The organism is Anabaena sp. UHCC 0253 (assembly GCF_009712085.1).
In the GTDB taxonomy this organism is placed as follows: domain Bacteria; phylum Cyanobacteriota; class Cyanobacteriia; order Cyanobacteriales; family Nostocaceae; genus Dolichospermum.
In genome coordinates this window covers 21632-37122 of the sequence record NZ_VILD01000001.1, presented here as the reverse complement: position 1 = coordinate 37122, position 15491 = coordinate 21632, and the positions used below count along the sequence as shown (strand labels likewise).

Sequence of the window (15491 nt, the reverse complement as noted above, 5' to 3'; positions counted from 1 at the left end):
TGATTAGTTATTTAAAGATTAAAGGAGTTAATTTATGTCAAATTCTGAATTTTCCAAAGTGACGATGCCACCAATGGATGAGTATAATCAAAAACTGATTTCTCATGTTCATCCATCTGATTGGGTTAATCCTCAACCTGTTGATTGTTATGATTTAGTTGTGATTGGTGCTGGTACAGCAGGTTTAGTTGTGGCCGCAGGTGCAGCAGGTTTAGATGTGGGATTAAAGGTGGCTTTGATTGAAAAACATTTGATGGGTGGTGATTGTTTAAATGTCGGTTGTGTGCCTTCCAAATGTATGATTCGTTCTTCTCGTGTTGTCGGCGAAATCTTGGCAGCTAAGGCTTTAGGAATTAATCCTCCAGAAAAAATAGATGTTGATTTTCCGGCAGTAATGGCAAGAATGCGCCGTTTAAGAGCGGGTATTAGCCATCATGATTCTGCCCATCGTTTTCAAAAGTTAGGAGTTGATGTTTTTTGGGTAGCGGTCGGTTTGCGAGTGATCATATTATTGAAGTTGGTAATCAAAAACTTCGCTTTAAAAAAGCTGTGATTGCTACAGGTGCTAGAGCCGTCAGACCATCAATTCAGGGAATTGAAGAAGCTGGATTTTTGACTAATGAAACTGTATTTTCACTTACTGAACTTCCCCAACGTTTAGCTGTAATTGGTGGTGGACCAATTGGTTGTGAATTAGCTCAGGCTTTTCAACGTTTGGGTTCTCAAGTTGTTTTGTTTCATAAAAGTTCCCACATTTTAAATAAAGAAGATAGAGAAGCGGCAGAAATTGTTCAGAATGTTTTCATCCACGAAGGTATTCAGTTAGTTTTAAATAGTCAAATACAAAGTGTGAAAAAAACTCCTGAAGGGAAGTTGATTCACTTTCTTAGCAATGGTTCTAAAATGTCAATTGTTGTTGATGATATTTTAGTTGGTGCTGGACGCGCACCAAATGTGGAAGGTTTAAATTTAGCAGGAGTTGGGGTAGAGTATGACCAAAGAAAGGGAGTAAAAGTTAATGATTACCTCCAGACAACGAACCCCAAAATTTATGCAGCGGGTGATATTTGTATGGATTGGAAATTTACTCATGCGGCTGATGCAGCAGCGCGAATTGTGATTAAGAATACTCTGTTTTCTCCCTTTGGCTTCGGAAAATCTCAACTTAGTAGCGTGGTAATGCCTTGGGTAACATTTACAGACCCAGAAATTGCCCATGTGGGAATGTATGAACAGGAAGCTCAAGACAAGGGTATTGATATTAATACGATTAAGATTCCTTTTAGTAGTGTAGATCGAGCGATCGCTGATGGTGAAGAAGATGGGTTTGTGAAAATCATCCACAAAAAAGGCTCAGATCAAATTTTAGGTGCAACTATTGTCTCCCATCATGCTGGGGAAACAATTAGTGAAGTAACTACAGCAATTGTTAATAAGGTTGGTTTAAATGGGTTATCTGGTGTAATTCATCCTTACCCAACTCAAGCAGAAGCTATTAAAAAAGCAGCAGATGCTTATCGTCGTACTCTATTAACACCAACATCTAAACGTTTCTTAGAATTACTAACCAAGTTATCCTAAACTGGCATTAAAAATAGCCTATTTGGATCTTAAATGAAGATAAATGTAGTTTAGGAAAATATTGATGATTATGCCTTATCCAGTAATTAAAAATAAATAACAAGTGAGCGATTTATATTCCCATTACGTACTCAACTAAACTGCAATCAGCATACTTATCGCCATGTAACACCGTTTTTTGTTAACCTGATAGACTATTCTAGATTGACGATTTTATAAAAACTGATCGCACTAGGCTGATAATTAACTATGAATGAAGCCTTATTTACTGTTGAAAACCTCCGTGTATCTTATCCCCAAAGAAGTGGGGAAGGTGCAATCTGGGCTGTTGATGATGTATCTTTTACTCTCCAAGTCGGTGAAAGAATGGGTTTAGTGGGAGAGTCTGGTTGTGGTAAATCTACCATTGGTAGGGCAATCATGCGGTTACTGCCACCTACTAGCCGTGTTGATGGTAAAGTAATTTTTCGAGGAGATTCTGTATTAGATTTAACTGCGATGCAGATGCAGAAATTTCGAGGAGAAGCGATTGCTTTGATTTTTCAAGATCCGATGACGCGACTTGATCCATTAATGACTATTGGTAATCATTGCCTGGAAACTTTACAAGCTCATGCACCGGAACTATCCAAACAGCAAGCGAAGAAAAAGGCTTTAGCGACTTTAGAAAAGGTGAAAATTCCTGCTAGTCGTTGGAATCAGTATCCCCATGAGTTTAGCGGGGGAATGCGTCAACGGGTAGCGATCGCTCTGGCTTTACTTCTCAATCCTCAGTTAATTGTCGCTGATGAACCCACAACTAGTCTAGATGTCACAGTTTCGGCTCAAATTCTGCAAGAGTTAACGCGATTGTGTGCGGAAGAGAACATGGGATTGTTGCTAATTTCCCATGACTTAGCAATGGTAGCGGAATATTGCGATCGCATTGGTGTCATGTATCAGGGAAAAATGGTAGAAATGGGGCAAACAGAAACTGTATTTGCTAATCCCCAACATGAATATACTCAATCATTATTAAAAGCAGCTTTACACATTCAAAAAGAAAATGATGATCAATTGGTAACTAATCACAATCAAAGTCATCAATCACCAATTTTAAAAGTTACCGAACTTCAGCAACATTATACCATCGAACCAAATTTTCTTGAACGGTTATTTAAAAGTGCAGTTCAAACAATTAAAGCTGTAGATGGAATTAATTTAGAATTGTATCCTGGGGAAATTTTAGGATTAGTTGGAGAATCTGGTTGTGGTAAAAGTACACTTTCAAGAACCATCTTACAATTAATTCCGCCGACATCGGGACAAGTTGAATTTTTAGGACAAGAATTAACTACTTTGTCGCGGCAAGAAATCCGTTCTTCTCGTAGACAAATGCAAATGATGTTTCAAGATCCCCATGCTTGTTTAAATCCAGCTATGACAGTGGGACAAAGTATTGCTGATCCTTTATTAATTCACAATTTAGCTAATTCTACAAAAGCCAAAGAACAAGTTTTATGGATGTTGGAAAAAGTGGGATTAACACCAGCAGAAATATATTATCAGCGGTATCCTAGCGATTTATCAGGGGGACAACAACAACGGGTAGCGATCGCTCGCGCTTTAATTACTCGTCCTAAATTGGTAATTTGTGATGAACCAGTGAGTATGTTAGATGCTAGTGTGCAGACACAAGTATTAGATTTGATGTTGCAATTAAAAGCTGAATTTGATCTCACTTACTTATTCATTACTCATGATTTATGGTTAGCAAGATTTTTGTGCGATCGCATTGCAGTTATGCACGGTGGTAAAATAGTCGAATTAGGACAAACAAAACAGATTTTTGCCCATCCCCAACATCCCTATACCCAAACCCTCCTAGCGGCTGCACCTTTATTAGCAAGAGTTTAGTTAGGATAATAGCCAAATTCTACGGTTTGAGTAACAGATAAAATAATTGTCCATTGCTGACTGTTACCCCAGCCCTTTCTCCTGCGGCTTCACCTGTTCCTAAAAAGTAATCTACCCTCCCTGCGCCTTTAATTGCTCCCCCTGTATCTTGATCTAAAACATAACGACTGACAAGCCGATGTTCGATTTTATTACTCTTATTTATATAGGGAAAAGGAGCGCGAATTAAAGCTAAAGCTCCTGGAGGCATCAGAGATTTATCTGTAGCAATAGAACGCTCTGGAGTTAGTGGTACACTAATAGAACCTTGGGCTGGTTTTCCGTAGGTTTCCTCAAAAAATACAAAACTGCGATCGCGTGGAATATAAATATCTAAATCCTGGGGATATTTTTGGAAATAATCAATAATAATGGGCATAGTTAACCCTTCTAAAGGCAATTTACCATCATCTACTAAAGACCTTCCTAAACTTCTATAATTATAGGCTGTATTGCCTGCATAACCTATAGTTGTTTGAGTTCCATCTGTTAAATTGAGTCGTCCTGAACCTTGAATTTGAATCATATAAGGTTCGAGTCTGTCTCGAAACCAAAATAACTCCAATCCCTTTAATTTTCCTTTTCCACCTTGTAAACCATCTGCACCTTCTAATTCTAATCTGTTAGGGTGAGGTTTAGCCCAAGATTTTAAATTAGGAGGATAGCGATAAGCTGGATAACGAAACTCTTTTGTAGGTTGACGACTGGCTAAATATAAAGGTTCATAATAAGCAGTAAATAGAACTGTTCCTTGATTATCTCTACCCACAGATTGATAAAAAACAAACTCTTTTTCTATAGCTGCTTGTAGTGCTTGAGCAGATTTTGTGGAAATCAACAATTGACGAAACCTTTGCAAACTTTTATAAACTCTTTCTCTGGTAATTTCTGATTTTTGATAAGCAGCGATCGCCCTTGGAGTTTGCAAATATTTAAGACTGTAATCTATTGATTGTAATAGAGCTTTTTTATCTTCATAAATCCCCTGATCTAGACAAGAAACATCTTCTTGACAACAAGTAACTGGAACTCTTGAAATCAGTACAGGTAACTTCTTTTTGGTTGGATTAGCTAATGTTGGTAAATTCCATTTTGTTAACCGACATTCTGGAGAACTGAGTTCTTGATTGTGCAGTGGCTGTATCCCGGCGATGAAAACAGCAATTAATACAGGTAAGCTAATAGTAATCCTAGTAAATATTTGACTATTCATTCATGTTATGGTAAGTAGCAACGGCAGAAGGAGAAATCCGATTCAAATAACGGAAAATCCAGTATTTAAATATCGTATCTAAAATTATGGGAAACGTGGCAATAAACAAGAAAATAAAATCACGATTGGCTGGTAATCCCCAATCACAGAAAAAAGCTCTAATTTTTCACGGCTGAAGATAATAATTAAATCTGGTTCGCAGTTGTTCAATAGTTAAATCTTGCGTCCAATATTCTATTAAAGCATGACCGAATGCCCAAGCGTTACGATCTGGTGTAGATGGGTTTTCTAACAACAATGGCCATAGGGATAGTAAATCAAAATTACGAGTTTTAGAATTGTCTGTATTTAACAGCGGAAAAAGTTCATAAGCCATTTGTAATTTCCCAATCACTATCGGTAATTGTTCAATGGGAATTTGTTCTGCTAGTAAATAAGCAAGAGTAGGAGAACCTGTTGATAAAGTGGAAATAAATTGCAAAACAGGACTTTTTAGTAATGCAGCTATTCCTTGGGTCGTTGTCATTTGAAATGTGTAATGATCAATAATTTTAGCTGCTGCACTAGTGCGGGTTTCTAAATTACGTAAAAAGCGCGTTAAACGTAATTGTTTTGCCGGATCTATTGCTGATAACAATCCTAAAGATAAAGCCTCCATATTCCAAGCACTGCGATTATTTTTCGGATCACTTGTGACAATAGGTAAAACTAAATTAGCAAAATTTCCTAATAGTTGTTGACGGTATTTTGTCGCTTCTCGAATAGAAATCTCTTTGGGTTTTTCTCCTTTTTCCCAATCATAAGGAGGTTGCCATTCGCGGATAGGACGCAAACGATCTACTTGAGTGACAATGGTAATAATCGGTAAATCTGCAACTTCCGATTTTACATCTTGAATAAAATCTACATCCATTTGTAGCGCCGGATCAAGGGCAGGAGTAACTAATAAGAGTAAATCAGCATTACTAGCATAATCAATCACTAAATCTCGTAAATCTTCCCGTTTTACCTGTTCATAACCGGGAGTATCCCACAGGTTGAGAATTTCTCCATTTTCCGTTTCCCAATGGTAATTTTTAATTTCATCTGTACTGGGTAAAACATCAACCTCAGCCAATTCATCTTGAAAAAGAGTATTAATTAAACTACTTTTTCCTGCACCTGTGCGCCCGATAATGAGGATATTTACGGGTTTTTGGGCAACGATTTCTGGGGGTTCAGCTTGGGTGAGAATGTCCCGCAAGGTTTGGGTTTTGGTCTGGGGTAGGGTGGGAATAGGTAATTCAATTTTAGTGCCTGCATAGAGAGCGATCGCTTGTTTACATAAATTCCGCAAAGCCGCTTCTCGTAATAGTTGACTCAAATTAATTAGTAATTCTTGAGAAGCCCGATTTCCCACACCTTCACTCGCTTTTTTAGCCACCGCAGCCACAGGATTTAATACCCATTGCGCCCAATTCCAAACTTTCCATAATTTCCGAGCCGATGGTTCTAATTTCCGATAAACTTCATAAGTTTGATAAGCTTGTCCAACTGTAACTTGATTGAGAACAGGAGATAATTTTTGCATCCATTGATCCATATCATCTACTGTTCCCCGAATTAAACCGTAAACTTGAGGAATGTAAATATTCAACAGCGGATATTTAATTTCAGGATTATAGATATGAGAAATTGCTACTACTAAATCTTGACATCTTTTCCAAAAAGTTTGCCAATCTTCCCAAATAGGTAAATCATTAGCGGCTGCGGTGAGAATATTTTGTAATGCTGTTTCTACTTCTTTAGTCGTATCTGTTCCGCTTACTAAATTATTTTCCGTAGCAGTTTCTAACTCTTCTCGTACTTCTGCAAATACAGCTTCAATTTGATTTACAGCCGGTTTAGTCCAGCGTACCAGCAACCACCGCCAACCGACAAATACAAATGTAAATAAAGCCCAAATCCAACTTAATCCCCAAGCGTGAATTTGCATTCCTGCGGAAACAAGAAGGAAAGAGACAATTACCGCAATTGGTGAAACTAGAATAATCCATTGCCAGATTTTTAACCGTATCATTGTTTTATACCTATTTCTGTTGTCAGTAAGTAGACGAGAATAAATCAAAGTAGATTAAGTAATGTAAAAATCTTGAGATAATTTGGTAGTAAGGGCTTCAGCCCTTAAATTAGGACTAAAGTCCTGACTACAAACTTTGAATTATTCAGTCTGTTTTACTGAGTTGTGTATATTTATATTCTTAATCTAATACTAATATGATGGGTTGTGGTGTGTAACAGAATGTAATCATCTTTTGGTTATAGTCCGCAGTAGTTGTAAGTTAATATAACGAGTTGTGGTTAAAGTAGCGATTTTATTGGCTTTTACGATAAGATTTATGTGAAGAAATCACAAAAAACTGCTTTGAGTACCTTGAAATTATGCTTGTAGACTTCACTGTTGAAAACTACCGTTCCATTAAAGAACCTGTAACTCTCAGTGCTGTTGCTCAAAAACAAAGCACTCGCAAGACAAGCGCAACCAGCAAACGCAAAGGGATAAAATCAGATCATGAAATTGCACCTGGGTATCATGTTGAAGGTTGGGATATGGAGATTTTACCTGTTTTAGCAATTTTTGGAGCTAATGCGTCAGGTAAAAGCAATGTTCTTCAAGCTTTGGATTATTTATTGTTGATAATGGTTTATGGTATACAAGAAGATGCAAATCTCCAGAGAACTTTTAAATATGCCAAACTAGATCCTTTTAAATTAGATAGTATCTATGCTAAACAACCTACAAAATTTGAATTAAGAACTATATTTGATAATAATATTTATACCTATTCATTAGAAATTAATCAACGTCGTGTCATTTCAGAGAATTTGAATTATTCCTTAAATACAACCAAGCGAACTCGTCGTTTATTTAATCGTAAATGGGATGAAGTTAGCAACCAATTTATCTGGAAAACTGGTGATGATTTTGCTGGTTCTCATAATCAACTACAGCAGAGTATTAGAGAAAATGAGTTATTTATTAATATATTATTTAAACTAGAGGTGAATATAGTTAAATCTCTAATTAGTTCGCTTGAAGATCGCTGGCCAGGAATTCATTTAGGTAGTGAGGAATTTGAAGTTACCTCAATAAAAGCAATGCAATATGTTGATGCTTCTAAATTTCAGAAAAAAATAGCACCACAAGCATTAAAAATTGTACAAGAATTTGATACTGGGCTATCTAGAATTGAGATCAAAAAAAAATCAGATGATCTGCTTGACTACAATATATATGCTATACATAATACTTTGGAAGGTAATGAAATTTCTTGGACTTTAGATGAAGAATCTTTGGGAACGCAACGTCTATTTAGCTTGGCGTTTCGGATAGTAATAACTTTAGGAGCAGGAAGCTTGACAATTGTGGATGAATTAGGCGCAAATATTCATCCAAACATTGTAAAAAGCATTATTAGAATGTTCCAAAATCCCAAAACCAACCCAAAAAATGCTCAACTTATTTTCACAAGCCATGATAATACATTGCAAAGAAATAACTTACTACGACGTGATCAAATATGGTTTACACAAAAACGCCCTGACCATAGTACAGAATTATATCCTTTAACAGATTTCCATGTCCGCAATGATTTAGCGATTGATAAAGCTTATTTAGATGGACGCTTTGGTGCAGTTCCATTCTTACCATCTGATGAAGAAACGATATTACAGGGTGATGAGGAATGTCAAGAAAGTTAGAACGTAATCAACCTAGCAGGAAAATTACTCAAAAAATATTAATTGCTTGTGAAGGAAGTAAAACAGAACCAATTTATTTCAATAGTATTCGCAATGAATTACGTTCACCAACTTTAGAAATTATCGTATTGCGTAATAAAGGGAAAACAGATCCAGGTAACATTATTGAAATACTCATCGAAAAACGACAGCAAATAAAATATGAAAAAGGATGGACTAAAAATGATGCTGCTTGGGCTGTTTTTGATGGAGATGAACATATTAATAAAAGTCTTACGAGTTGGCAAAATGCGATTAATAGAGCTAACAGTCAAAAGATTAATCTAGCAATTACAAATCCCTGTTTTGAACTTTGGTATTTAATTCATTTTCAAGAGCATTTAGCAGAAATTAACTGTGATAAACTAGTTAAATTATTGAATAAGCATATACCTGACTATGATAAATCAATGTGTCTGTATCCCAAACCATTAAAATTAATAACTGAAATAGCTATTCAATCTGCTGAGAAAATTGCAAAACAGATAGAACGTGACGAATTATATGAATATTCTAATCCTTGTTGTAGTGATTTACCGAAACTAATTAGTAGTTTATTAGATTTAAAATAAATTTAGCTAAATCATTTTATAATATTTTTTTCACAAGCACTCGGAAATAATATTTGTGAAATCAAATTGATTGAAATTCACAAATAAAATAGGAGTGCTACAGCTATTTATGAAACTAACCTATCTTGTAATTTTGCCACCATTTCTGCACGAGCAGAAACGCCCAATTTACGAAACATTCTTTTCAAAGCTTGCTTCACAGAATTTTGAGTAATCCATAATTTAACCGCAATTTCCCCATTAGTGAAACCTTGGGCTACCAATTCCGCAATTTCTAATTCCCGCGCTGTCAGGGGACAATTACCAACAGATGAAAAGGTTTTTGGTTTGGCTCGGAGTGTGGCTATTTTCGCCGATAAATGCAGACAAACTGCACTTAAATCAGCTAAATCATTACTATCAAAAGGCTGACTTCCAGGGTCACGCGCAAAGTTTAAAGTCCCCACTAATTGACCATCACAAACTATGGGGCCAGTCATCACGTGTTCGTGACGGGTGCAATAGTTTTTCCAGTCTTCTGGGGAGAAAATTAACTGTTCATGGGTGGGGGCGTGACGTTCCACAACATAGCGCCCGACGGGATTAGCTTCTAAGCAGACAGCAGGAATTTCGGGAATTTCAATTTTAGTATTTAACTGGTCATCTAGGAGATCAATACCCCAATGTTGCACTGCAAAATGGTCGCCAATGGTATCCATGAGAGCTAGTTTTAATTCTTGCTCATTTTGGACATTAGCGATCGCTTGAAAAATGGCGTGGAGAGTTTTAGCCATAAGTGTACCCATTTGGGGTCTATGCGAACCTCGATAATTACCTCTATGCTAATACCAGCAACGATAAAAAGCTATTTTTACTTGTAACCAGAGGACAAGCATTATGACAGTTACTCAAATTTCCGCCCAAGAACTTTTCCAAGCAGCTTATGAAAACCGTTATACATGGGATAGTAATTTCCCTGGTTATACCGCAGATATTACTTATAAGTATGATGACCAAGTGATCACAGGTCAAGTGCGGATTGATGCCAATTTGAAAGCAGAAGTTTTGAACGTAGAAGACGAAGCCGCTAAAAAAGCAATTCACGGACAAGCGTGGGAAACCTCCATTCACCGTGTCCGTCGGTCTTTTACACAAACTCACGGCGCAAATACCTTTACATCTGGTAACACTGACGCAACCGGCGCGGTAGAAATTTTGGTTGGTGGTAAAGCGGAAGGAGATAAATACAAAGTGCGTAACAATGAAGTTTGCCACGTTCACCGTTTAATTCACGGTACTTTCGTGACTATTGACACCTTTAGCAGTCATAATACAGAGGAAGGATATCTTTCTCATACTTATGATTCTGTATATCATGACCCCGAAACCGGCGCACAAAAGGGCGGTAAAAGCGATTTTACTGATGAGTATGAAAAAGTAGGAAATTATTACATTCTCAACCGTCGAGAAATTCGCACAGAAACAGATGGAAATATTTCCATTCAAGATTTTATCTTTTCTAACATTGAGTTGTTAGGTTAGATTTTTAAGAAATCCATAAAACCCATATTCATCAGATCCCTGACTTCTTGAATAAGTCGGGGATCTTGTTATTTATTATTGCTATAGCGATTTACATCTAAGTGAGGTACACGGAAGAAAGAATTAACCGCAGATAAATTTGTATTTTAGTAGATTAGGAAACGCTATATAATATTTTTATTGTTACCAAGACTATTCATTCATGTTATGGTATGTAGCAACCGCAGAAGGAGAAATTCGATTCAAATAACGGAAAATCCAGTATTTAAATATCGTATCTAAAATTACGGGAAATGTGGCAATAAACAAGAAAATAAAATCCCGGTTAGCTGGTAATCCCCAATGACGTGAGACACCTTCCAAGAGAACTTCCCAGCCGTGAGGAGAGTGAAAACCGACAAAAACATCAGTAAACAAAATAATAATAAATGCTTTGGCGCTATCACTTAAACCATAAATTATATGATCAAAGAAATCTTTTAGCACCGCAATAGAAGGTTTACTAATTAATAACAACAAAATGAAAGTAATTACCGAAAAAATATCCGCAAATACATTTTTAATTGCATTCGCACTTTCACCACGAAATTCCTGAGCTAATTCCTCAGCTTTTTCTTTGACTTTAGTTTCTATTTCTACATCTTCCAGAGGAGGAGCATTACTAATTAATGCTTCAAATTTAATTTTTTCTTCAAACCTTTGTAATTCTAATAATGCTTCTTCTTCCATTTCTTTATTTAAGAAAACTTCCCCTGTTTCCTCATGTCGAAAACGTTCAACTAAAGGACCAACAACTAAAGCCTTTGTGACTTGATGGGTGAGGAGAGGAACAATAATTAGTAGAAGTATAAACCGAATTGATATAATAGTTCTTTGTTGTGTTTGCCGAAAAGTTTTAACTACATCTTGTTCAGAAGCTGGATCTAACTCTACTTGTAAGCGAGTGATAGTGCTTAAAATTGAGCGTGGTAAAAGACTTGTAGAATTAGCTTTTCCTTTACGGATATTGGGGTTAGCTTGATCTGGTGTTTTGGGGATAAATGATTGAGAATTAACTAAATTTGGGGGAACTTTAACGGCTGGAGAAGGGGGATTATTATAAGTTGTATCTATATCATTATTAATGTATTTAGAGGTAACTTGATCAATGAATTCTAGTTTCTCTAAAATTGATGCTGGGCTAGAATAGGTAATACCCGCTTTTATGGCAGCTTTTTGTTTAGATTCATTAGAAAACCAGCGACTAGCTTTAAATTCGGTAAGCCGCATTTGTACAGTTTTTAATAATTTTTGCAAATCTGCTTGAAAATAATCCATGACACTGGTGCTGTACATGGTAAATTCGGAGTCTATTTTGTTACCATTGAAGTGTTTATCTTCAATTTCCTTAATTTTGATAGCTGCTTGATAAGCTGTATCTAAAGAACGCTCTGGTGTCAGTAGATACCATTTGTAAGCAGCCAACAAAAAAGGGTATATTTTTTGGCTAAACACGGTGTTTTTCATCCTTGACGATTATCTGGCATGATCCACTAATTCTTAAACTTAGGTTAACGCAAGAGGTATGGTTTCTGATTCTCTCTGGATTTTTGGTACTAGCCGCAGTGGTAAAACTACTCGCTTGGTAAACCAGTTTAATGATTGGTTAAAAATTGGTAATCAAGTATTTGCTTCATTTTATACTAAAAATATTAATAATCAAAAAAATCAACCTATAGTTAAAACCTCAAATTTACGCCAAAGAGAAGCAGGTATTTTACTATTGGCCGCTAATGATGATAAACGCAGAGAATTAGCTGATCTGATTGCTAGTTTAACATTAGGAAAATATCCGATTCGCGTCAAAACAGCTTTGGGTTTTTTCCAAGATGAGGTAACTTTATTTTGGCCATTATTAATTGATTCGTTGTCACTCAAAGCACAGTTTCCCGTCAGATTACGTCCAGAAATGGAACAAGAATTGGCGACAAAACTCTGGAGTTCTCACTTAGATGTAGAAATTTTGCGGCGTGTGGGAATCAATGAGTCTCGTTTGGTAAGGCGGATTTTGGATTTATGGCAATTAGCCGCTTATAGTGGTGTGCGGTGTGAAGAAATTCCCCAAATTTTGCAAAGTGGGTTAGAAAATGATTCTATCAATTTAGAACCGGAGTTTTTAGGTTTTTTGTTGCTAAATTGGCGGAATTGGTGTTTAGAAAGAGGGTTATTAACTTATGGGTTAATTACCGAACTTTATCACCAACAATTATTAACTCATGATAGCTATCAGCAGCATTTGAAGCAACGCTATCAAGGCATAATAGCAGACGATGTGGATGATTATCCGGCGATCGCTGCTAACTTATTTGAGTTTTTGTTAGATTCTGGCGCTGTAGGGGCATTTAGCTATAATCCTCAAGGGGCAATTCGCTGGGGTTTAGGTGCAGATCCTCAGTATTTATCCAGATTAGCTGGGCGTTGTCAAGTAGAAAATTTAACTGATCCACCGCTAGATAGTTTGGCTTCTTCCCTAACTAATCAAATGGTAGAATTGGTAACACAGCCAATGATCATGTTGCGTTTACCTACTTCTGTCCAAGCCATCCAAACAACCTCCCGCGCCCAGCTATTACGCCAAACAGCCGAGACAATTATTGAGGGGATCAAATCCGGGAAGGTAGCAGCAGAAGAAGTAGCGATTATTGCACCAGGTTTAGATGCGATCGCTCGTTATACCCTAGTAGAAATACTAACTAAACAAAATATCGAAGTTACATCTCTCAACGAACAACGCCCTTTAATCAGTTCATCGGTAGTCAGAGCATTACTCACCTTAATGGCTCTAGTTTATCCTGGATTGGGACGCTTAGTAGATAGGGATGCAGTGGCGGAAATGTTGGTTGTTTTGAGTCAACAGAGAACGCAAGATGGGGAGGAAAAAGAATTCCATCATTCTCGAATAGATCCAGTCCGGGCTGGGTTAATAGCCGATTATTGCTTTGTTCCCCACCCCGACACACCCGATTTATTACCAGTGAAAACCTTTGAACGCTGGGATAGAATTGGCTATCTTGCGACTCAAGCTTATGAAGAAATATTACACTGGCTGGAAGAACAGCGATCGCAATATCAACAACGTCTTCTCCTCACGCCCATTTTTCTCCTCTACAAAGCCATTCAAGACTTTGTGTCTAACGATAAAAACCCTTCATATCAAGAATTAGCAGCATTAAGAGAATTATTAGAAACCGCCCAACATTATTGGGAAATAGACACTCGCTTAAAACAAACTGATCCTCTATTACTTTCACTACATACACCTGAAACTCTCAATATCACTATTGCTGAGTTTATTCAACTGCTGCGACGGGGGACAATTACCGCTAACCCCTATCCAGTGCGTCCCATTGGTAATAGTAGAAAAGCTGTAACTTTAGCAACTATCTTCCAGTACCGTGCGAGTCGTAAAAATCACCGTTGGCATTTTTGGTTAGATATTGGTTCACCACTATGGGCAAAAGGTGGTGCAGCTACTTTATTTGGTGCAACTTTATTTTTACGAGATAGATTAGGACAACCTTGGACAGCAGAAGATGAACAATTAGCCGAAGAACAAAGACTAGAAAAAATTGTCGCCGATTTACTAGCGCGTGTGTCTGATAAATTGTATTTGTGTCATAGTGATTTAGCTGTAAATGGACAGGAACAAATAGGACCTTTGTTACCTTTAGTTCATTCTTGTGAAGTGGTATAAATACTTGAAGAAGTATATGATTTTTACTAGATTTATTTTTAATTAAACTTTTGGGTATTGAATGTTATATTTAAATAAATGTAACTTATTTTTCCTATCAAAATATGGAAACAATTGCAATTCAAGTTGATGCGGAAGTTGCCAAAGCTTATCAAGAAGCAGAACCAAAAAACAGCAAAGAATTCAGACTATTGTTAACGATTTGCTCAAATCAATTATTCAAGATAAATCCCTAGATGACATTATTCAAGAAATGCAAGAACAAGCAAAAGATCAGGGATTGACTCAAGAAATTTTAGATGAGATTCTTCAGAATGGATAAAATGCGGTTTGTTATTGATACAAACATTTTAGTTAGTGCCATCTTGATTAAGTCATCAAGGGAGTGATTCGTCATCATGGTTAGAGATATTCAGTTTACTGACCTAGAACAATTGCTTTTCAAGATAGGTTTCACGAAAGTACCAACAACAGGCTCTCAACAAGTCTATCAATACCCATCGTCAGGAACTTTGGTGATTTTACCAGCTTACGAACAACAGGCTTATGTTCAGCCTGTGCATTTGGTAGCTGTACGTCGAATATTGGTAGAAAATGGTTTAATCAACACCAATAATTTTGACAGTTTTATGAGAAAAATTGCCAGCTAACGTATCAAAATATAATAAACTACACAATACCATCACAATATGTTCTACAAAATCCCACTATTGCTCACACCTCAACCAGATGGAGGATTCACTGTAACTTCTCCACTCTTACCAGAATTGATCACTGAAGGGGATTCTATAGATGAAGTTTTAGCTAATGTTCAAGATGCTTTGGAAGCTGTTATAGAAATGTATGAAGATTTAGGTAAACAACTTCCTTATAACCTACAATCTGTAGACCAAAATTCACCAGCTTTGATAGAAACAATTATATCCGTCAGATGAACTATAGAGAAGTCGCTAAGAAATTATCTAGGCTGGGATGTGAAGAAATTCCCAGACGTGGTGGAGGTTCACACAGGAAGTGGTTTAATCCAATTACTCAGCAAGCAACTGTAATTCCTGACTGGAGTGGCCGCGATCTAAAAATAGGTACATTACGATCAGCTATAAAACAATTAGGAATTGAATGGTCTGATTTTGAAGACGCATAGAAATTTTGACTG

Annotated in this window: 12 protein-coding genes and 2 pseudogenes; 9 read left to right on the top strand and 5 right to left on the bottom strand. The window is 36.7% G+C overall.

Annotated features, from left to right (window positions below):
* Nucleotides 1-34 precede the first annotated feature (34 nt).
* Together FJR38_RS00180 and FJR38_RS00175 are read left to right on the top strand one after the other, a co-directional pair.
* Nucleotides 35-1581 (top strand): annotated as a pseudogene (locus tag FJR38_RS00180) (mercuric reductase).
* A gap of 249 nt (nucleotides 1582-1830) precedes the next feature.
* Nucleotides 1831-3477, top strand: coding sequence for an ABC transporter ATP-binding protein (locus FJR38_RS00175; RefSeq protein ID WP_168534769.1), 1647 nt, complete (start codon nucleotides 1831-1833; stop codon nucleotides 3475-3477).
* Nucleotides 3478-3496: 19 nt separating this feature from the next.
* On the opposite strand, the gene FJR38_RS00170 is transcribed toward FJR38_RS00175, so the two are convergent.
* From FJR38_RS00170 to FJR38_RS00160, 3 genes and pseudogenes are all read right to left on the bottom strand, one after another.
* Nucleotides 3497-4729: a murein transglycosylase A gene (locus FJR38_RS00170; RefSeq protein ID WP_168534767.1), complete on the bottom strand. Its 1233-nt coding sequence runs from the start codon at nucleotides 4727-4729 to the stop codon at nucleotides 3497-3499.
* Nucleotides 4722-4871, bottom strand: a pseudogene (locus tag FJR38_RS00165) (proton extrusion protein PcxA); the annotation flags it as partial. The pseudogene FJR38_RS00165 and the gene FJR38_RS00170, both read right to left, overlap by 8 nt.
* A 24-nt stretch (nucleotides 4872-4895) precedes the next feature.
* Entirely contained in the window at nucleotides 4896-6788 is a 1893-nt protein-coding gene (locus FJR38_RS00160) for a GTPase family protein (RefSeq protein ID WP_168534765.1), read from the bottom strand.
* 362 nt (nucleotides 6789-7150) lie between these two features.
* On the opposite strand from FJR38_RS00160, the gene FJR38_RS00155 reads away from it, so the two are divergent.
* Both FJR38_RS00155 and FJR38_RS00150 read left to right on the top strand, forming a co-directional pair.
* Nucleotides 7151-8470, top strand: a complete 1320-nt coding sequence (locus FJR38_RS00155; protein ID WP_168495870.1) for an ATP/GTP-binding protein — start codon at nucleotides 7151-7153, stop codon at nucleotides 8468-8470.
* Nucleotides 8455-9081 (top strand): RloB family protein, encoded by a 627-nt coding sequence (locus FJR38_RS00150; protein ID WP_168495868.1) that lies wholly within the window; start codon nucleotides 8455-8457, stop codon nucleotides 9079-9081. The genes FJR38_RS00155 and FJR38_RS00150 overlap by 16 nt, the downstream gene beginning before the upstream one ends.
* A 107-nt stretch (nucleotides 9082-9188) precedes the next feature.
* Here the strand turns inward: FJR38_RS00150 and FJR38_RS00145 are convergent, their stop codons facing one another.
* Nucleotides 9189-9854, bottom strand: coding sequence for a LuxR C-terminal-related transcriptional regulator (locus tag FJR38_RS00145; RefSeq protein WP_168495866.1), 666 nt, complete (start codon nucleotides 9852-9854; stop codon nucleotides 9189-9191).
* A gap of 103 nt (nucleotides 9855-9957) precedes the next feature.
* On the opposite strand from FJR38_RS00145, the gene FJR38_RS00140 reads away from it, so the two are divergent.
* Nucleotides 9958-10602 carry a DUF3386 domain-containing protein gene (locus FJR38_RS00140; RefSeq protein ID WP_168534763.1) on the top strand — a complete coding sequence of 215 codons (645 nt, stop codon included), beginning with the start codon at nucleotides 9958-9960 and terminating at the stop codon, nucleotides 10600-10602.
* A 192-nt stretch (nucleotides 10603-10794) separates the two neighbouring features.
* Here the strand turns inward: FJR38_RS00140 and FJR38_RS00135 are convergent, their stop codons facing one another.
* Nucleotides 10795-12108, bottom strand: coding sequence for a proton extrusion protein PcxA (locus FJR38_RS00135; protein WP_168534761.1), 1314 nt, complete (start codon nucleotides 12106-12108; stop codon nucleotides 10795-10797).
* Nucleotides 12109-12166: 58 nt separating this feature from the next.
* Here FJR38_RS00135 and FJR38_RS00130 point away from each other — a divergent pair, with 58 nt between their 5' ends.
* From FJR38_RS00130 to FJR38_RS00110, 4 genes are all read left to right on the top strand, one after another.
* Nucleotides 12167-14335, top strand: coding sequence for a recombinase family protein (locus FJR38_RS00130; RefSeq protein WP_168534759.1), 2169 nt, complete (start codon nucleotides 12167-12169; stop codon nucleotides 14333-14335).
* Nucleotides 14336-14733: 398 nt separating this feature from the next.
* Nucleotides 14734-14985: a type II toxin-antitoxin system HicA family toxin gene (locus FJR38_RS00120; protein ID WP_168534757.1), complete on the top strand. Its 252-nt coding sequence runs from the start codon at nucleotides 14734-14736 to the stop codon at nucleotides 14983-14985.
* 39 nt (nucleotides 14986-15024) lie between these two features.
* The gene (locus FJR38_RS00115) at nucleotides 15025-15270 is read left to right on the top strand and encodes a type II toxin-antitoxin system HicB family antitoxin (RefSeq protein ID WP_168534755.1); all 246 of its coding nucleotides are present in this window, start codon (nucleotides 15025-15027) and stop codon (nucleotides 15268-15270) included.
* Nucleotides 15267-15479, top strand: a complete 213-nt coding sequence (locus tag FJR38_RS00110; RefSeq protein WP_168534753.1) for a type II toxin-antitoxin system HicA family toxin — start codon at nucleotides 15267-15269, stop codon at nucleotides 15477-15479. Before FJR38_RS00115 ends, FJR38_RS00110 begins: the two co-directional genes overlap by 4 nt.
* The last annotated feature ends 12 nt before the right edge of the window (nucleotides 15480-15491 follow it).